This is a genomic window from Streptomyces endophyticus (assembly GCF_035798155.1).
GTDB classification, from domain to species: Bacteria; Actinomycetota; Actinomycetes; order Streptomycetales; family Streptomycetaceae; genus Streptomyces; species Streptomyces endophyticus.
On record NZ_JAOZYC010000008.1, the window covers coordinates 1 to 18,795 of the forward strand.

The window sequence follows — 18,795 nt, forward strand, 5'->3', positions numbered from 1 at the left end:
TAAGCCTCATAGCGCCGATGGTACTGCAGGGGGGACCCTGTGGGAGAGTAGGACGCCGCCGAACTAATTTTATAGAAGAGCTGGTCCCTGAACCTTTTGGTTCAGGGACCAGCTCTTTTTTGTTTCCCGTCACCCGTCGTTCACGTCGCCTGGGCACGATCACTGACATGGGCACAGTTGAAATGCTGCGAGCCGCAGGTGTCGGTACCGGGGACGAGGTCATCGTGCCGGCCTTCGGCAACGCCGAGGTCGCCGAGGACGTCGTGCGGGCGGGGGCCGTGCCGGTCTTCGCCGACATTCACCCGGAGACGTACTGCATCGATCCCTCCCACGTGGCCGCCAGTGTGAGCGCACGCACCGCGGCGGTCGTCGCCGTGCACCGCTTTGGGCACCGGGCAGATCTCGCCGGGCTGCGGGAGTTGGGCCGGCGGCACGGCCTGCTCGTGCTGGAGGAGCCGGGCGAGTCCGAGAAATCGTACGACGAGGTGGCTCAACGCCGTGTGCACGCCGCCTATTTGAGCGCGCGGCTCACCGGCGTACGGACTCCTGTCGGGCAGGAAGGGCACACGTATCAGCAGTACGTGGTGCGGGTGCCCGGTAATGGGCGGCCGGATCGGGACGCCTTCGCGCGGGTGTTGCGCGGGAAGGGCGTCGAGTGCCGGGTGCCGGTGAAGACACCGGTGCACCGGCTGCCGGGTTTCCGGTTCGACATCGCGCTTCCGGAAACCGAGCTGGCCGCCGGCGAGACGCTCGCCCTGCCGGTCGAAGCGGCAATGTCACGGCGGCAGTTGCAGCGGGTCGTGCAGGCCTGCAACGCATTGGGTGGATTGCTGCAGCCGGCCTTCTAGAACGGCCCTGGTCACTGGTTCGGAGGGGCCTCAACATCAGGTATGCTTTATGTCGTTGCCAAGCGGGAAACCGTGAAAGCGACAGGCCCCTATAGCTCAGTCGGTAGAGCGTCTCCATGGTAAGGAGAAGGTCAGCGGTTCGATTCCGCTTGGGGGCTCGTTGATCAAGGCCTCCGCCCAGTGGGCGGAGGCCTTTTTCGTTGCCCCCGCCCCGGCGGCCTCAGTCGTGGTGCAGGCCCGGCACGCGCATCGCGAGGATCGCCATGTCGTCCGACGGGGCGTCGGCGGCGAAGCGCTCCACCGCGCGCATGATGCGGGCGGCAACTGCCCCTGCCGTGAGGCCAGTACAGGTGGACAGGACATCCGCCAGGCCGTCGTCGCCGAGCATGCGGCTGCCCTCGCGGCGCTCGGTGATGCCGTCCGTGACGCAGAGCAGGACATCGCCCGGGTCGAGCGTCAGAGTCTGCTCGTACAGCTCCAGGTCGTCCATGACGCCGAGCAGCGGCTGGGGCTCCGCGTACGGCACGACGGAGCCGTCCTGGCGCAGGCGGAGCGGGAGCGGGTGTCCGGCGCAGACCATCTTCAGGACCGCCGAGCCGTCCTCCTGCGGCCACAACTCCCCGTAGAGCAGGGTCAGGAAGCGGCTGCGGGCGCCCTCGTCGAGGATCGCCGCGTTCAGGCGCTCCAGGACCGCCGGGCCGCCGAAGCCCTCGCGGGCGAGCAGGCGCAGGGCGTGGCGGGCCAGGCCGGTGACGGCCGCCGCCTCCGGGCCCGTGCCGCAGACGTCGCCGATGGCGAAGCCGTACGCGCCGTCCCGGATGGGGAACAGGTCGTAGAAGTCGCCGCCCACCTCGTTGCCCTCGCCGGCCGCGCGGTAGATGACCTCCACCTCGACGCCGGGGACGTTGGGGAGCTCCGGGGGCAGGAGGCTGCGCTGGAGGGACTGGCTGATCGCCATGCGCTCCGAGTAGAGGCGCGCGTTGTCGAGCGCCAGGGCGGCCCTGCGGCTCAAGTCCTCGGCCAGCTCCAGGATTTCCTGGCGGAAGTGTTCGTCCGTCGGCTTGCCGAGGGTCAGCATGCCGATGACGCGGTTGCGGGCCACCAGGGGGAGCACGACGGTCTCGCCGCCGACCGCGGAGGCCGTCTGGAGCGTCGTGCCGATGCCGGAGCTGACGCTCGCCGGTTCGCCGAGGCCCAGGCTTCTCATGGACGTACGCAGGGCGGCCTGATGGGCGGCTTCCGCGGGGGCCGCCCAGACGCGGGCGCCAGGAGTCGGGACCGGGTCCGGTGGGGCGATCTTCGAAAGGAGCGCCTTCAGGCCGTCGATCCGCTCCTCGTCCTCGTGCAGCACATAGGAGAGGTACGGTTCCGAGGCCTGGTCGGCGATCGTGTAGACCGCGCACCATGTGGCGAGGGTCGGGACCGTCATCTGGGCCATGAGCGCCAGGGTTTGGTCCCTGTCGAGCGTGCCCGCCAGAAGGTCGGAGGCTTCGACGAGGAAGCTCAGCGAGCCGCGGCGGAGCTTTTCGAGTTCGCCGAGGCGGGCCGACTCGACGGCCAGCGCGATGCGGTCGGCGGCGAACTGCAGGCGTAGCGCCTCTTCGTTCGAGTAGCGGTCTGGGGCCTCCGCGGCGACTCCCAGAGAGCCCGTGAGGCGGCCCTCGACCTTGAGGGGGACCGTGACGACCGAGCGCATGCCCGTGCCGTTCAAGAGCGGGACCGCGCCCGGGACTTGGGTCAGGTCCTCGTGCACGGCGGGCATCCGGGCCGAACCGTAGCGGCCGGGGCCGACTTCGACGGGTACGCGCGCGAAGCGCTGCCGTGCGGACGGCAGGCCGGTCGACGCGCGGACCTCCAGCTCCGTCTCGTCGTCGGTGGCGAGGAGCAGGAACGCGGAGTCGCCGTCGAGCATGTCGCGAGCGCGCTCGACGGTGCGCTGGAGCAGCCCGTCGAGGTCGTCGGGGGCCGGCGAGCCGATGAAGACCTCGAACGGGTCGGAGCCCTGGCTGTCGGAGTGCGTGGCGGTGTCGGGCGAGGGGAGGCGCAGCGGGGTCTGGAGGATGGCCCGCTCGTGATCGCGTACCAGGAGGCACACGGTCGACGGTTCGCCGTCGGTGTCGCGGACGCGCAGGTGCGAGGCGTACACGGGCGTCACGCGGCCATTGGAGCCGCGGATGCCGTAACTGCCCTCCCAGCGCGAGAGTTGGAGTGCCTCGACGATGCCCGTGCTGGTGCCGGGCGTGTGCGGCCATGCCGCGAAGTCCGTGAGGAGTTTGCCGGTGACCTGCTCGGCCGCGTATCCGAAGAGCTCCTCCGCGTCCTCGTTCCACCCGGTGATCGCGCCGACCCTGTCGATCTGGACGACGGCCACGCGGACCCGCTCGTCCGCGAGCGGGAGGAGGTCGATGGGGAGGTTGGGGCCCGCGGCGCGGGTGCCCACCGAGCGCTCGGGAAGGTCGAGTTGGAACCAGACCCGCTTGTGGGTGGCCGAATAGTCTACGCCCCAGCGGCCGGCGAGCGCGGCGCAGAGCTGGAGGCCGCGGCCGCCCTCGCGGTCCGGGCTGCCCATGTTCATGGTGGACGACTGCAGCGGAATCTCGCGCTCCGGGTAGCGGTCGGAGACCTCGATGCGGACGTGGTCCTCACTTCGCAGGCACAGAACCTCCGCGGATGTGCCCGCGTGAACCACGGCATTTGTCACGAGTTCGCTGGTCAGGACGACGGCGTCGTCGATGATGTCGGCATGGCCCCACCCTTGGAGGGTGTCTCGGACGAAGGAGCGGGCGGTCGCGACGGATCGCCCGACCGGTTCGAAAGTGGCAGCCGCGCGCGCGGTGATCACAGAACTCCCTGTACGAGTTGTACTCGTTGTCCGAGTGTCGAGGCCCAGGTCTCCCGTACCCATGTCTCGGCCGCCCCTCCGATGCCCGCTCGTTTTCCGCCACCGCCCAGGCCGGGCAGACCGGGGTGGGTGGACAGCCGCATGCAAGGTTACTTACCTTCGCCGTCCATGCGGATGCCGGTCGTCTGTGTTTCCGCCCGGAGGGTGTGCGGACGGTGTGCGAAGCTGCCGAACTGTTATGGCCTGGTTCAGCCATGGTGAAACACTGGGCAAGCTTCCATAGAAGAACGCATTGAAGTGCCGATGCGGCGGTAGAAGCGAATCCGAGAAACCCGAGCTACCCGAGCAGTACAGGTCGACCCCTGCGGGAGGGACACAGTGGAGTCTGGCGCAGCGACGCGGAGCAAGAAGACGCGCGCAGAAGACGGACAGTCCCTGGCAAAACAGCGCAAAACGCGCGGTGGCAGCGGAACGACGAACGTGGATACCGCGGCGTTGAACAGGCTGCTCGCAGGCCTTGTCGCGATGAGAGACGGCAATTTCCGCAAGCGCCTGACCGTCAGCGGAGACGGGGTGATGTCGGAGATCGCGGCCGTTTTCAACGAGGTGGCCGACCGAAATCTGCACTTGACGGGTGAGATGTCACGGGTGCGGCGCACGGTCGGACGCGAGGGCAAGCTCACCGAGCGGCTCGAGACGGGCGCCTGTGAGGGCTCCTGGGCCACGGCGATCAATGCGTCCAACGCGCTCGTGGACGACCTCGTACGGCCCGTCTCAGAGGTCGGGAGGGTGCTCTCGGCGGTCGCGGACGGCGATCTGTCACCACGGATGGAGCTGCGGGCCCAGGTGCCGGAAGGGAAACCGGAGGGGAACGGGCATCCGCTGCGCGGTGAGTTCCTGAAGGTCGGCCGGACCGTCAACAATCTGGTCGATCAGCTCTCCACGTTCACCGACGAGGTCACGCGCGTGGCCAGCGAGGTGGGTACCGAGGGCAAGCTCGGTGGACAGGCGCGCGTACGTGGAATGTCCGGTTCGTGGAAAGATCTCACGGATTCCGTCAACACGATGGCGTACCGGCTGACCGCACAGGTGCGTGACATTGCTCTCGTCACCACCGCGGTGGCCAAGGGCGACTTGTCCCGGAAGGTCACGGTTCACGTCGCGGGCGAGATGCTCGAGCTGAAGAACACCGTGAACACGATGGTGGACCAGCTCTCGTCGTTCTCCTCCGAGGTCACGCGTGTGGCCCGCGAAGTGGGCACGGAGGGTGAGCTCGGCGGCCAGGCGCAGGTGCCCGGTGTGGCCGGAGTGTGGAAGGACCTCACCGATTCGGTGAACCTTATGGCCGGCAACCTGACCGCGCAGGTGCGTGGAATCGCTCAGGTCACCACGGCCGTGGCCAACGGTGATCTGTCGCAGAAGGTCACGGTGTCGGCGCGCGGCGAGGTCGCCCAGCTGGCCGAGACCATCAACCAGATGACGGAGACCCTGCGTACTTTCGCGGACGAGGTCACGCGTGTGGCGAACGAGGTCGGTGCCGAGGGCCAGCTCGGCGGCCAGGCCAATGTGCCCGGAGCCGCCGGCACGTGGAAGGACCTCACCGATTCGGTGAACACGGTTTTCCGGAACCTCACAACTCAGGTGCGGGACATCGCGACCGTCACGACGGCGGTGGCGAACGGTGATCTGTCGCAGAAGGTCACCGTCGACGTCGCCGGTGAGATGCTCGAGCTGAAGAACACCGTGAACACGATGGTGGACCAGCTGTCCGCCTTCGGTTCCGAAGTCACGCGTGTGGCCCGGGAGATCGGTGTCGAGGGTGAGCTCGGCGGCCAGGCCCTCGTGCCCGGTGCGGCCGGTACGTGGAAGGACCTGACCGACTCCGTCAACACGGCGTTCCGGAACCTCACCGGCCAGGTGCGCAACATCGCCCAGGTGACGACGGCGGTGGCGAACGGTGATCTGTCGCAGAAGGTCACCGTCGACGTCTCCGGCGAGATGCTTCAGTTGAAGAACACCGTGAACACGATGGTGGACCAGCTGTCGAGCTTCGCCGACCAGGTGACGCGGATGGCGCGTGACGTGGGCACGGAGGGCCGCCTGGGCGGCCAGGCCCGCGTGGACGGCGTGAGCGGCACGTGGAAGGAACTGACCGACTCCGTCAACTTCATGGCCGGAAACCTGACTTCACAGGTACGGCAGATCGCTCAGGTCACGACAGCGGTGGCGCGTGGTGATCTGTCGCAGAAGATCGACGTGGATGCCCGCGGCGAGATCCTGGAGCTGAAGAACACCATCAACACGATGGTCGACCAGCTCTCCGCCTTCGCGGACCAGGTGACCCGGGTGGCCCGTGAGGTGGGCACGGAGGGCCGTCTGGGCGGCCAGGCGCAGGTGCCCGGCGTCGCCGGCGTGTGGCGCGATCTGACGGATTCCGTGAACGGCATGGCCGGCAACCTCACGGCCCAGGTGCGCAACATCGCCCAGGTGGCCACGGCGGTGGCGCGTGGTGATCTGTCGCAGAAGATCGACGTGGATGCCCGCGGCGAGATCCTGGAGCTGAAGAACACCCTCAACACGATGGTCGACCAGCTCTCCGCCTTCGCCGAGCAGGTGACGCGGGTGGCCCGTGAGGTGGGTACGGACGGCATCCTCGGCGGACAGGCCGAGGTGCAGGGCGTGTCGGGTACGTGGAAGGACCTGACGCAGTCCGTGAACGGCATGGCCAACAACCTGACGCTTCAGGTGCGCAACATCGCCGAGGTCACGACGGCGGTGGCGCGTGGCGACCTCTCCAAGAAGATCACCGTCGACGCCAAGGGCGAGATCCTCGAACTCGTCACCACTGTGAACACGATGGTGGACCAGCTCTCGGCGTTCGCCGAGCAGGTGACGCGGGTGGCCCGTGAGGTGGGCACCGAGGGGCAGCTGGGCGGCCAGGCGCGGGTGCCGGGCATCACCGGTATCTGGAAGGACCTGAGCGACAACGTCAACCTGATGGCCAACAACCTGACCATGCAGGTGCGCAACATCTCCCAGGTCGCCAACGCGGTGGCCAATGGTGACCTGACGCGTCAGGTCACCATCGAGGCGCGCGGCGAGGTCGCGCAGCTCGCCGACACGTTCAACACGATGGTGCGGACCCTGAGTTCGTTCGCCGACCAGGTCACCAAGGTGGCCCGCGAGGTGGGCACGGACGGCATCCTCGGCGGCCAGGCCCGCGTACCCGGAGTCTCCGGTACGTGGAAGGACCTGACCGAATCCGTGAACGGTATGGCCTCGAACCTGACCGGACAGGTGCGCAACATCGCGATGGTGACGACCGCCATCGCCAAGGGCGACCTGACCAAGAAGATCGACATCGACGCGCGCGGCGAGATCCTCGAGCTGAAGACCACGATCAACACGATGGTCGACCAGCTGTCCTCGTTCGCGGAGCAGGTGACCCGGGTGGCCCGTGAGGTGGGCACCGAGGGCCAGTTGGGCGGCCAGGCGCGGGTGCGCGACGTGGACGGCACATGGCGCGACCTGACCGAGTCGGTGAACGAGATGGCCGGGAACCTGACCCGTCAGGTGCGCGCCATCGCGGCCGTCGCCACCGCGGTGACCCGCGGCGACCTCAACCTCAAGATCGATGTCGATGCCGCGGGCGAGATCCAGGTCCTGCAGGACAACATCAACAAGATGATCTCGAACCTGCGCGACACCACGATCGCCAATGAGGAGCAGGACTGGCTCAAGGGCAACCTGGCCCGCATCTCGGGTCTGATGCAGGGTCGCCGTGACCTCGACGACGTGGCGGGGCTCATCATGAGCGAGCTGACGCCGGTGGTGTCGGCGCAGCACGGCGCGTTCTTCCTTGCGCTGCCGCTGGAAGACAGCGCCGACGTGGCGGTCGCGGGCGAGGACGCGTACGAGCTGCGCATGTGCGGGAGCTACGGCTACTCCATGGGCTCCATGCCGACGGCCTTCCGGCCCGGCGAGACGCTCATCGGGACGGCTGCGCAGGAGCGGCGCACGATCCTTGTGGACAACGCGCCCAGCGGCTACCTGAAGATCGCCTCCGGGCTCGGTGAGGCGCCTCCGGCGCAGGTCATCGTGATCCCCGTGCTGTTCGAGGACACGGTGCTCGGTGTGATCGAGCTGGCGTCGTTCACGCCGTTCACGCAGATCCAGAAGGACTTCCTCGGGCAGATCGCCGAGATGATCGCGACGAGCGTCAATACGATCTCCGTCAACACGAAGACGGAGGTCCTGCTGAGGCAGTCGCAGGAGCTGACCGAGCAGCTCCGTGAGCGCTCCGCCGAGTTGGAGAACCGGCAGAAGGCCCTCCAGGCGTCCAACGCCGAGCTGGAGGAGAAGGCCGAACTGCTCGCTCAGCAGAACCGCGACATCGAGGTGAAGAACACCGAGATCGAGGACGCGCGGCAGGTCCTGGAGGAGCGCGCCGAGCAGCTCGCCGTCTCGATGCGCTACAAGAGCGAGTTCCTCGCCAACATGTCGCACGAGTTGCGCACGCCGCTCAACTCGCTGCTGATCCTTGCCAAGTTGCTGGCCGACAACGCGGACGCGAACCTCACCCCGAAGCAGGTCGAGTTCGCCGAGACGATCCACGGAGCGGGCTCCGACCTGCTCCAGTTGATCAACGACATCCTGGACCTGTCGAAGGTCGAGGCGGGCAAGATGGACGTCTCGCCGACGCGCATCGCCCTGGTGCAACTTGTCGACTACGTAGAGGCCACGTTCCGGCCGCTGACCGCGGAGAAGCAACTCGACTTCTCCGTAAGGGTGTCGCCGGAACTGCCCACTACGTTGCACACCGACGAACAGCGCCTCCTTCAGGTGCTGCGCAACCTGCTCTCGAACGCGGTGAAGTTCACCGACTCCGGTGCCGTCGAGCTCGTCATCAGGCCAGCCGGCGCCGACGTCCCGAACGCGATTCGTCACCAGCTGCTGGAAGCGGGCTCGATGACCGAGGTCGACGGCGAGGTGATCGCCTTCTCGGTGACCGACACCGGCATCGGCATCGCGGCCAGCAAGATGCGCGTCATCTTCGAGGCGTTCAAGCAGGCCGACGGCACGACGAGCCGCAAGTACGGCGGTACGGGCCTGGGTCTGTCCATCAGCCGCGAGATCGCCCGCCTCCTGGGCGGTGAGATTTACGCGCAGAGCGAGCCCGGACGCGGCTCGACCTTCACGCTGTACCTGCCGATGCACCCGAGCGAACTGCCGCCCCAGGGCTACGCGCAGATCGCGCCGACCATCCAACCGGGGGAGCGGCTCGCCCTCAACGCGGCGCCCGATGCCGATCCCGAGCCCGCCGAGGTGGAGACCCCGGCCGAGGTGAGGTCCTACCAGGACACCCAGAACGGGCCCGCGGCGCTGTTCCGGCGCCGGCGCCGGTCGACTCCGACGCCGCCCGAGCGGACGGCGCTGCAGGGCCAGCCGCTGCCCGCTCAGGAGCGCGCGGAGGAGCACTGGGACGGCGGCATGGCGGGAGCGACGGGTGCGGGCGAGAAGAGCGCGCCCACGCCCCGGCGCGGGCTGCTGTTCGGCGGCGAGAAGGTACTCATCGTCGATGACGACATCCGCAACGTGTTCGCGCTCACCAGCGTTCTGGAGCAGCAGGGCCTCTCGGTCCTGTATGCGGAGAACGGGCGTGAGGGCATCGAAGTCCTCGAACAGCACGACGATGTGACAGTTGTGCTGATGGACATCATGATGCCGGAGATGGACGGCTACGCGACGACGACGGCGATCCGTAGGATGCCGCAGTTCGCCGGGCTGCCGATCATCGCGCTCACCGCGAAGGCGATGAAGGGCGACCGGGAGAAGGCCATCGAGTCGGGCGCTTCCGACTACGTTACGAAGCCGGTCGATCCGGATCATCTGCTCTCTGTGATGGAGCGGTGGATGCATGGCGAGTGACCGGAAACCGAAATGTTCAAGATGAGTTGCTGACTGAGTGTGGTCGAAGTCGTGTAGAGGCGCGGGATTCGGGGAACCTTCTGGTCTCCCACCGCGTTTCTGCTACGTGCACGGTGACATCGCGGTGACAGGGTGTGGCGACAGGCGGGGTGCGGCTACCATGACCGGCACAAGGACGGACGACGCAAGGGAGTCGTCCCCTGGGGTGGCGAAAGGAGCCTCCCCGAGTCCTGCGGACAGGGGCGGCCCCATGCCGGGGCGAGGAGGGCGGGCCATGGTGCAGAAGGCCAAGATCCTCCTGGTCGATGACCGGCCGGAGAATCTGCTGGCGCTGGAGGCCATCCTCTCCGCGCTCGATCAGACACTGGTACGGGCATCGTCCGGGGAGGAAGCGCTGAAGGCGCTGCTCACGGACGATTTCGCGGTCATTCTGCTGGACGTTCAGATGCCGGGAATGGACGGATTCGAAACCGCTGCGCACATCAAGCGCCGCGAGCGGACACGGGACATCCCGATCATCTTCCTCACCGCGATCAACCACGGACCGCATCACACGTTCCGTGGCTACGCGGCAGGGGCGGTCGACTACATCTCCAAGCCGTTCGACCCCTGGGTGCTGCGCGCCAAGGTCTCGGTGTTCGTCGAGCTGTACATGAAGAACTGCCAGCTCCGGGAGCAGGCGGCGCTGCTGCGGCTCCAGCTGGAGGGCGGCGGCAAGGCCATCGGGGACACCAAGGAGCCCGCGGGGCTGCTCGCCGAGCTGTCGGCGCGACTCGCCGCGGTCGAGGAGCAGGCAGAGGCGCTGTCGAAGCAGTTGGACGACGAGTCCGCGGACGCCGCGGCGGTGGCCACGGCGGCGCACCTGGAGCGCAAGCTCACCGGACTGCGCAGGGCGCTTGACGCCCTGGAGCCCGGGACGGGCAGCGGAGCGCCCTCACTGCCGTCCCAGAACTGAGGCGGTCGCCCCGGAATCGGGGGCGCCGCTGGGGCTTTGAGGGCACGTCAGTTTTCACCTCGTCAGTTCGCGACACGATCGGGTGAAGCGGTGGGCACACGTGTCCAAGGTCGGCTCCCCCGGTAACCTCAGACCCATGGCCTCACGTCCCGCAGCCAAGAAGTCGCCCGCGAAGAAGACGGCGGCGCCGACCAAGGCTCCGGCGAAGAAGGCCGCTGCCAAAAAAGCCCCCGTGAAGAAGGCTGCGGCCAAGAAGCCGGCGCCCAAGAGGGCACCCGCCAAGAAGGCCATGGCGAAGAAGCCCGCACCCAAGCCGGCGCCCAATCCGACCGGGGGCCTGTACAAGCTCGTACGCGCCTTGTGGCTCGGCGTCGCGCACAGCGTGGGGGCGATGTTCCGGGGCATAGGGCGGGGCGCGAAGGGGCTCGACCCGGCACACCGCAAGGACGGGCTCGCGCTGTTGCTGCTCGGGATCGGGCTGATCTGCGCGGCCGGTACCTGGTCCAATCTGCAGGGTCCGGTCGGCGACCTCGTCGACATGCTGGTGACCGGCGCGTTCGGCCGCCTCGACCTGCTGGTGCCGATCCTGCTCGGGATCATCGCCGTACGCCTCATCCGGCACCCCGAGCAGCCCGAGGCCAACGGGCGGATCGTGATCGGCCTCTCCGCGCTCGTCATCGGCGTGCTCGGACAGGTCCACATCGCGTGCGGCTCACCCGCGCGCGGGGACGGCATGCGCGCCATAAGGGACGCGGGCGGGCTCATCGGATGGGCCGCCGCGACGCCGCTGAGCTTCACGATGACCCAGGTGCTCGCGGTCCCGCTGCTCGTTCTGCTGACCGTGTTCGGGCTGCTCGTGGTGACCGCGACGCCTGTCAACGCCATTCCGCAGCGCCTGCACCAGCTCGGCGTGAAGCTCGGCGTCGTGCACGAGGACGCGGCCTTCGCCGACGGAGCCCCGGACGAGTACGACGACGAGTGGCGCGAGGCCACGCCCGTGCGCTCGCGCAAGCGGCCCGCGGCCCCGGAGTCGTACGACCCCGAGCGCGCCGAGGAGGAGGCGTTCGCCAAGCGGCGCAAGTCGCGGCGGTCCGTGCAGCCCGCGATGGAGCGGCCGATGGACGCGGTCGACGTGGCCGCCGCCGCGGCCGCCGCGCTCGACGGGGCCGTGCTGCACGGCATGCCGCCTTCGCCGCTCGTCGCGGACCTCACGCAGGGCGTCTCCGGCGAGAGCAGCGGCGAGAACAGCGGTGAGACGTCCACAGGGGACCGCTCGGCGGCCGTGCCCACGGCCAGGGCCAAGAAGGCGCCCGCGGGCGCTCAGAAGGAGCCTGAGCCGACGCCCACGTCCCTCGGCGTAGCGGACCTCACCAAGTCCGCACCCGAGCCGAGGGGGGACCTGCCGCCGCGCGCCGAGCAGCTCCAGCTCGCCGGCGACATCACGTACGCGCTGCCCTCCCTCGACCTGCTCACGCGCGGCGGCCCGGGCAAATCGCGCAGCGCCGCCAACGACATCGTCGTCGAGTCGCTGTCGACCGTCTTCACCGAGTTCAAGGTCGACGCGTCCGTCACGGGCTTCACGCGTGGCCCCACGGTCACGCGGTACGAGATCGAGCTCGGCCCCGCCGTGAAGGTCGAGAAGATCACGGCCCTGGCGAAGAACATCGCGTACGCCGTCGCGTCCCCGGACGTCCGGATCATCTCGCCGATCCCCGGCAAGTCGGCGGTCGGCATCGAGATCCCGAACACGGACCGCGAGATGGTCAACGTAGGCGACGTGCTGCGCCTCGCGGACGCGGCCGAGGACGACCACCCCATGCTCGTCGCGCTCGGCAAGGACGTCGAGGGCGGCTACGTGATGGCCAACATGGCGAAGATGCCGCACATCCTGGTCGCCGGTGCCACCGGCTCCGGCAAGTCGTCGTGCATCAACTGTCTGATCACCTCGATCATGATGCGGGCGACGCCCGAGGACGTCAGGATGGTCCTCGTCGACCCCAAGCGCGTGGAGCTGACCGCGTACGAGGGGATCCCGCACCTGATCACGCCGATCATCACCAACCCCAAGAAGGCCGCCGAAGCACTTCAGTGGGTCGTGCGGGAGATGGATCTGCGCTACGACGACCTCGCGGCCTTCGGTTACCGGCACATCGACGACTTCAATCAGGCGGTCAAGGACGGCAAGCTCACCACGCCCGAGGGCAGTGAGCGGGAACTGAAGGCGTACCCGTATCTGCTGGTGATCGTCGATGAGCTCGCCGACCTGATGATGGTCGCGCCGAGGGACGTCGAGGACTCCATCGTCCGGATCACGCAGCTCGCGCGCGCGGCCGGCATCCACCTGGTCCTGGCCACGCAGCGGCCGTCGGTCGACGTCGTCACCGGCCTCATCAAGGCGAACGTGCCCTCACGGCTCGCCTTCGCCACCTCCTCGCTCGCCGACAGCCGGGTCATCCTCGATCAGCCTGGCGCCGAGAAGCTGATCGGCAAGGGCGACGGCCTGTTCCTCCCCATGGGGGCGAACAAGCCGACCCGTATGCAGGGTGCTTTCGTCATAGAGGACGAGATCCACGCCATCGTGCAGCACTGCAAGGACCAGATGGCGCCCGTCTTCCGGGACGACGTCACGGTGGGCACCAAGCAGAAGAAGGAGATCGACGAGGACATCGGCGACGACCTGGACCTGCTGTGCGCGGCCGTCGAACTGGTCGTCTCGACGCAGTTCGGTTCGACCTCCATGCTGCAGCGCAAGCTGCGCGTGGGCTTCGCCAAGGCCGGGCGGCTCATGGATTTGATGGAATCGAGGAACATCGTCGGACCCAGTGAAGGTTCAAAGGCTCGGGACGTTCTTGTGAAAGCCGATGAGCTGGAGGGAGTGCTCGCGGTGATCCGCGGGGAGGCTCATCCTTAAGGTGATCCCCTCGAACGACGTCACCCGTACGGGCATCGGAGCAACCGTTTCCTCGTCGGCTACGTCAAGTTGAGGAGGAGACAGCCGTGTACGTCGCCAACGGGATGGCGGGCCATTCTGATGGCGTACAAAGTCCGACCGCCCGGTTGCCTCACCCATTCACACCCCCCCTACACTGAACCTCCAGCAGGTGGCTACACGCTCGAAAGGCGCCCCCGTGTCCATCGGCAACTCCCCTGAAGACGACCGCCCTTCGGAAGACCGCATCCCGCACGCGGACGACGACCGGCCGTCGATCGGTCGTGCCCTCCAGCAGGCACGCGTCGACGCGGATCTGACCGTCGACGAGGTCAGCCAGTCGACCCGGGTGCGCATCCCGATCGTGCAAGCCATCGAGCAGGACGATTTCTCGCGCTGCGGCGGTGACGTGTACGCACGAGGCCACATCCGCACGCTCGCGCGTGCCGTGGGCCTCGATCCCGAGCCGCTGATCGAGCAGTACGGCGACGAGCACGACGGACGCCCCGCGCCGACGCCGGCCACTCCGCTGTTCGAGACCGAGCGGATCCGCTCCGAGCCGCGCAGGCCCAACTGGACGGCCGCCATGGTGGCGGCGATCGTGGCGGTCGTCGCCTTCGTCGGCTACACCGCGTTCAGCGGCGGCGACAGCGACGGCGGCCAGCAGCAGGCCGCCGAGGGCTCCACCCCGGCGACCAGCAAGCCCACGGCCAAGAAGCCGAGCCCCAGCACCAAGAAGCCGACCGACCCGAAGCCGGATCCGACCGACAGCGCGATCGCCGCGGCCCCCGCGGACAAGGTCACCGTCAAGGTGAACGCGTCGGACGGACGCAGCTGGATCTCCGCCAAGGACCACAACGGGCGGATCATGTTCGACGGGCTGCTGCAGGACGGCCAGACGAAGACCTTCCAGGACAACCAGAAGATCGACCTCGTCCTCGGTGACGCGGGCGCGATCAAGCTGTATGTAAACGGCAAGCAGATCGACGACGAGTTCAGGTCCGGCCAGGTCGAGCGGCTGTCGTACACGAAGGGTGACCCGGAGGTCGGCTGAGCCCGGAGATCCGGCGGTAACCCCTCGCGGCTAGGGCTGTCAGTGGGACGAAGTAGTCTTGATTCCATGCCCGAACGCCGTACCGTCGCACTTGTCACCCTTGGCTGCGCCCGTAACGAGGTGGACTCGGAGGAGCTCGCAGGCCGCTTGGAGGCGGACGGCTGGGAGCTCGTCGAGGACGCTGACGCAGCCGATGTCGCCGTCGTGAACACCTGTGGCTTCGTGGAGGCCGCGAAGAAGGACTCCGTCGACGCCCTCCTTGAAGCCAATGACCTCAAGGGTCATGGCAGAACGCGGGCGGTGGTCGCGGTCGGCTGCATGGCCGAGCGCTACGGCAAGGAGCTCGCCGAGGCGCTGCCCGAGGCCGACGGCGTGCTCGGTTTCGACGACTACGAGGACATCTCCGGCCGCCTCCAGACGATCCTGTCCGGGGGCAACGTGGAGGCGCACGCCCCGCGCGATCGCCGCAAGCTGCTGCCGATCAGCCCGGCCGAGCGGCAGGAGGCAGGCTCCGGGATCGCGTTGCCGGGGCACGCCCCGGTGGATCTTCCCGACGGCCTCGCGCCCGCGTCCGGACCGCGTGCGCCGCTGCGGCGCCGGCTCGACGGCACCCCTGTGGCGTCCGTGAAGCTGGCCTCCGGCTGCGACCGGCGGTGCTCGTTCTGCGCCATTCCGTCGTTCCGTGGTTCGTTCATCTCGCGTCGCCCCAGTGACGTACTGAACGAGACGCGCTGGCTCGCCGAGCAGGGCGTCAAGGAGGTCATGCTGGTCTCCGAGAACAACACGTCGTACGGCAAGGACCTGGGCGACATCCGGCTCCTGGAGTCGCTGCTGCCCGAGCTGGCCGGGGTCGACGGGATCGAGCGGGTGCGGGTCAGCTACCTGCAGCCCGCCGAGATGCGGCCGGGCCTGATCGACGTACTGACGGGGACCGAGAAGGTCGCCCCGTACTTCGACCTCTCCTTCCAGCACTCGGCGCCCGGCGTGCTGCGCGCGATGCGGCGCTTCGGTGACACGGACCGGTTCCTGGAGCTGCTCGACACCATTCGGGCCAAGGCGCCGCAGGCCGGTGTCCGGTCGAACTTCATCGTGGGCTTCCCCGGCGAGACCGAGGCCGACTACGCGGAGCTGGAGCGCTTCCTGAACGGCGCGCGCCTGGACGCCATCGGTGTCTTCGGCTACTCCGACGAGGATGGCACCGAAGCGGCGACGTACGAGGGCAAGCTCGCCGAGGACGTCGTGGCGCAGCGTCTCGCGCGGCTGTCCCGGCTCGCCGAGCAGCTGGTGTCGCAGCGCGCCGAGGAGCGCGTGGGCGAGGCCGTGCAGGTGCTCGTCGAGTCCGTCGACGGGGAGGACGGTGTCGTCGGGCGCGGTGTGCACCAGGCACCCGAGACCGACGGGCAGGTGCGCCTCACGAGCGGCGCCGGTCTGACAATCGGCCGTATGGTCGAGGCAAAGGTGGTCGGCACCGAAGGTGTCGACCTCGTGGCCGAGCCGCTGGAGATCGCTGAGGAGGCGGACAGATGACCGGAGTCCCGGCGTCCGCTGCGGGCGGGACCGGCAGGCCGTCGCCCGGAAGCAAGCTGGGTGCTGCGGCCGTCCATCAGGTGAGCCTGTGGAACATCGCGAACATCCTGACCATGATCCGGCTCCTGCTGGTGCCGGGTTTCGTGGCGCTCATGCTGACCGACGGCGGGTACGACCCGGCGTGGCGGGCCTGGGCGTGGGCGGCGTTCGCCGTTGCCATGATCACGGATGTTTTTGACGGGCATTTGGCGCGTTCATACAACTTGGTCACCGATTTCGGAAAGATCGCCGACCCCATCGCCGACAAAGCGATCATGGGTGCCGCGCTGATCTGTCTCTCGTCGCTCGGTGATCTTCCGTGGTGGGTGACCGGTGTCATTCTCGGGCGCGAGCTCGGGATCACGCTGCTGCGTTTCATCGTCATTCGGTACGGGGTCATTCCGGCCAGCCGCGGCGGCAAGGTGAAAACGCTCGCGCAGGGCACGGCCGTCGGTATGTACATCCTGGCGCTGACCGGGCCGCTCGCGACGCTGCGGTGGTGGGTGATGGCGGTCGCCGTCGCGCTCACGGTGGTGACCGGGCTCGACTACGTGCGGCAGGCCGTCGTGCTGCGGCGCGCCGGGCTCGCCGAGTCGAAGGCGGCGGCGCAGGCGTCCGCGGAGGCTGCCGAGAAGTGACGTACCAGGCGGTCGAGGCGCTGCGCCTGTTGACGGAGCGGGGGGAGACCCTCGCCGTCGCGGAGTCGCTCACCGGGGGCCTGGTGGCCGCGGAGCTCGTGGCGGTGCCGGGGGCCTCCAAGGCCTTCCGCGGCTCGGTCACGGCGTACGCGACCGAGCTCAAGCACCAGCTGCTCGGCGTCGACGCGGACCTGCTCGCCGGGCACGGGCCCGTGCACCCCGAGGTCGCGCTGGCCATGGCGGCCGGGGTGCGGGAAGCGCTGGGGGCGGACTGGGGCGTCGCCACGACCGGCGTAGCGGGGCCGGAGCCGCAGGACGGGCAGCCGGTCGGAACCGTGTACGTGGCCGTGGTGGGGCCCGGAGCTGATCATTCCGAAGGTGTGGCCGATTTCGCTGGTAGCCACAAAGTGGCCGCCCTGCGGTTGAACGGCGGTCGGACGGAAATCCGTAGGGAGAGTGTACGGAGCGTGCTCGGACTGCTCGTCGAGGAGCTGGTCGAAGCGCATTCCGGCGAACGTACTGGGAAAGCGCGGGCACAGGATACGGAACAGAACGGGGGGTTTTGATGTTTGCAGCCCTGAGTGAACACGACATCGCTCCCCGCACGGCCGCGGCACAAGGCGGTACGGTGGGGCGTGAAGGATGCGGCTACGCGGTCCGAGGAGGGAGCCACCGATGATTCTGCTCCGTCGCCTGCTGGGTGACGTGCTGCGTCGGCAGCGCCAGCGCCAGGGCCGTACTCTGCGCGAAGTCTCCTCGTCCGCCCGAGTTTCGCTCGGTTATCTCTCCGAGGTGGAGCGGGGGCAGAAGGAGGCTTCCTCCGAGCTGCTCTCCGCGATCTGCGACGCGCTTGACGTACGGATGTCCGAGCTGATGCGCGAGGTGAGCGATGAGCTCGCTCTCGCCGAGCTGGCCGAGTCGGCAGCAGCCGTCCCGTCGGAGCCGGTGCCCGCACCGGTTCGTCCGATGCTCAATTCCGTCTCCGTGGCCGGCGTCCCGCCGGAACGCGTGACGATCAAGGCGCCTGCGGAGGCTGTGGACGTCGTAGCGGCGTAGCGCCTGCGCTCAGTGCTCTGAGCCCAGCTTGAACATGGGGAAAGCCCCGGCCGAGAGGATCGGCCGGGGCTTTCTGTTGTGCGTTCCGAGTGTGCGTGGGCGAGGGTTGGGCCCGATGTGTCCGTAATAGGCCATGTGTGCCATGGTTGATGGTGGTTTCGATACGGAGGTGACGTATGGACGTCGTGAAGAGCCCGCTGCCCGATGCCGACCTGAAGACCGTGGGCGAGGCGCTGCAGGGTGCGCTCGTGGATCTGGTGGACCTGTCCCTTGTGGCGAAGCAGGTGCACTGGAACGTGGTTGGTCCGCGGTTCCGGTCGGTGCACCTTCAGCTCGACGAGGTCGTGGACACCGCGCGGCAGCACTCCGACACGGTGGCTGAGCGGGCCTCGACGCTGGGCGTCCCGCCGGACGGTCGTGCGAAGACCGTGGCGGACACCAGCGGTGTGGGAGTGGCCCCTGAGGGCTGGGTGAAGGACACGGACGCGGTGGGGACGCTCGTGGACGCGCTCGGCGCGGTCATCGCGCGGATGCGCGCGCGGGTGGACTCGACCGGCGAGGCGGATCCCGTGAGCCAGGACCTCTTCATCGGGATCACGGCCGACCTGGAGAAGCATCACTGGATGTTCCAGGCGGAGAACCGGGGCTGAGGGTCCCGGCACCTCGGCGCCCCGCGTGCTCCTCGGCGTGGCGCCGACGGCTCTGGGCAGATTGGTCGTGGTCGTGGTCGTGGTCCGTGGTCCCGGAGGTCGTCGGGCGGAGGTGAGCGGTCGGTGGCATGGGCTGGGTGGCGGATGCTCCGGTGGGCGCCGGCTGTCGTGTGCGGGGCGCTGTGGTGGTGGGGCGCCCTGCGCCTCGCCTTCGCGCCGGGTGCCGGGATGTTCGAAGGGGCGCTCGTCGCTGGGGGCTGGGGGCTGAGCCTGCTGCCGGTGCACGCGCTGCCGAAGGCGCGGGCGGCCGGCGTGGCCGGGGCGCCCGG

General features: G+C 68.5%; 11 protein-coding genes, 1 tRNA gene, 1 rRNA gene and 1 pseudogene. 13 read left to right on the forward strand and 1 reads right to left on the reverse strand.

From position 1 onward, the window contains the following. The 3 genes from rrf to OKJ99_RS02990 all read left to right on the forward strand — a co-directional run. Positions 1 to 64: ribosomal RNA gene (gene rrf / locus OKJ99_RS43830) — 5S ribosomal RNA — on the forward strand; the annotation flags it as partial. Positions 65 to 182: 118 nt separating this feature from the next. Beyond that, positions 183 to 848 carry a DegT/DnrJ/EryC1/StrS family aminotransferase gene (locus OKJ99_RS02985; protein ID WP_326014124.1) on the forward strand — a complete coding sequence of 222 codons (666 nt, stop codon included), beginning with the start codon at positions 183 to 185 and terminating at the stop codon, positions 846 to 848. Between the two features lie 85 nt (positions 849 to 933). Further along, positions 934 to 1,006, forward strand: a tRNA-Thr gene (locus tag OKJ99_RS02990). Positions 1,007 to 1,068: 62 nt separating this feature from the next. Here OKJ99_RS02990 and OKJ99_RS02995 read toward each other — a convergent pair. Further along, on the reverse strand, positions 1,069 to 3,690 hold the full coding sequence (locus tag OKJ99_RS02995) for a SpoIIE family protein phosphatase (protein WP_326014115.1): 2,622 nt from the start codon (positions 3,688 to 3,690) through the stop codon (positions 1,069 to 1,071). Positions 3,691 to 4,068: 378 nt separating this feature from the next. On the opposite strand from OKJ99_RS02995, the gene OKJ99_RS03000 reads away from it, so the two are divergent. The 10 genes and pseudogenes from OKJ99_RS03000 to OKJ99_RS03045 all read left to right on the forward strand — a co-directional run. Next, positions 4,069 to 9,618 (forward strand): HAMP domain-containing protein, encoded by a 5,550-nt coding sequence (locus OKJ99_RS03000; RefSeq protein WP_326014116.1) that lies wholly within the window; start codon positions 4,069 to 4,071, stop codon positions 9,616 to 9,618. Between the two features lie 274 nt (positions 9,619 to 9,892). Beyond that, entirely contained in the window at positions 9,893 to 10,573 is a 681-nt protein-coding gene (locus tag OKJ99_RS03005) for a response regulator (protein WP_326014117.1), read from the forward strand. Positions 10,574 to 10,709: 136 nt separating this feature from the next. Continuing rightward, positions 10,710 to 13,484, forward strand: a complete 2,775-nt coding sequence (locus OKJ99_RS03010; protein ID WP_326014118.1) for a DNA translocase FtsK — start codon at positions 10,710 to 10,712, stop codon at positions 13,482 to 13,484. 217 nt (positions 13,485 to 13,701) lie between these two features. After that, positions 13,702 to 14,556 carry a helix-turn-helix domain-containing protein gene (locus tag OKJ99_RS03015; protein WP_326014119.1) on the forward strand — a complete coding sequence of 285 codons (855 nt, stop codon included), beginning with the start codon at positions 13,702 to 13,704 and terminating at the stop codon, positions 14,554 to 14,556. A gap of 66 nt (positions 14,557 to 14,622) precedes the next feature. Beyond that, positions 14,623 to 16,083, forward strand: coding sequence for a 30S ribosomal protein S12 methylthiotransferase RimO (gene rimO / locus OKJ99_RS03020; RefSeq protein WP_326014120.1), 1,461 nt, complete (start codon positions 14,623 to 14,625; stop codon positions 16,081 to 16,083). After that, entirely contained in the window at positions 16,080 to 16,760 is a 681-nt protein-coding gene (gene pgsA, locus OKJ99_RS03025; RefSeq protein WP_326014121.1) for a CDP-diacylglycerol--glycerol-3-phosphate 3-phosphatidyltransferase, read from the forward strand. Before rimO ends, pgsA begins: the two co-directional genes overlap by 4 nt. After that, complete coding sequence (locus OKJ99_RS03030) at positions 16,757 to 17,326, forward strand: CinA family protein (RefSeq protein WP_326014122.1); 570 nt, start codon at positions 16,757 to 16,759, stop codon at positions 17,324 to 17,326. Before pgsA ends, OKJ99_RS03030 begins: the two co-directional genes overlap by 4 nt. 109 nt (positions 17,327 to 17,435) lie before the next feature. Then, complete coding sequence (locus OKJ99_RS03035) at positions 17,436 to 17,816, forward strand: helix-turn-helix domain-containing protein (RefSeq protein WP_188336490.1); 381 nt, start codon at positions 17,436 to 17,438, stop codon at positions 17,814 to 17,816. A gap of 176 nt (positions 17,817 to 17,992) precedes the next feature. Further along, positions 17,993 to 18,466: a Dps family protein gene (locus tag OKJ99_RS03040; RefSeq protein ID WP_326014123.1), complete on the forward strand. Its 474-nt coding sequence runs from the start codon at positions 17,993 to 17,995 to the stop codon at positions 18,464 to 18,466. A gap of 144 nt (positions 18,467 to 18,610) precedes the next feature. After that, positions 18,611 to 18,795, forward strand: a pseudogene (locus tag OKJ99_RS03045) (hypothetical protein); the annotation flags it as partial.

Coding starts and splice junctions, on each gene's coding strand:
- OKJ99_RS02985 (WP_326014124.1), top strand. CDS start 183: ATGCTGCGAGCCGCAGGTGTCGGTACCGGGGACGAGGTCATCGTGCCG.
- OKJ99_RS03005 (WP_326014117.1), top strand. CDS start 9,893: ATGGTGCAGAAGGCCAAGATCCTCCTGGTCGATGACCGGCCGGAGAAT.
- OKJ99_RS03010 (WP_326014118.1), top strand. CDS start 10,710: ATGGCCTCACGTCCCGCAGCCAAGAAGTCGCCCGCGAAGAAGACGGCG.
- rimO (WP_326014120.1), top strand. CDS start 14,623: ATGCCCGAACGCCGTACCGTCGCACTTGTCACCCTTGGCTGCGCCCGT.
- pgsA (WP_326014121.1), top strand. CDS start 16,080: ATGACCGGAGTCCCGGCGTCCGCTGCGGGCGGGACCGGCAGGCCGTCG.
- OKJ99_RS03035 (WP_188336490.1), top strand. CDS start 17,436: ATGATTCTGCTCCGTCGCCTGCTGGGTGACGTGCTGCGTCGGCAGCGC.
- OKJ99_RS03040 (WP_326014123.1), top strand. CDS start 17,993: ATGGACGTCGTGAAGAGCCCGCTGCCCGATGCCGACCTGAAGACCGTG.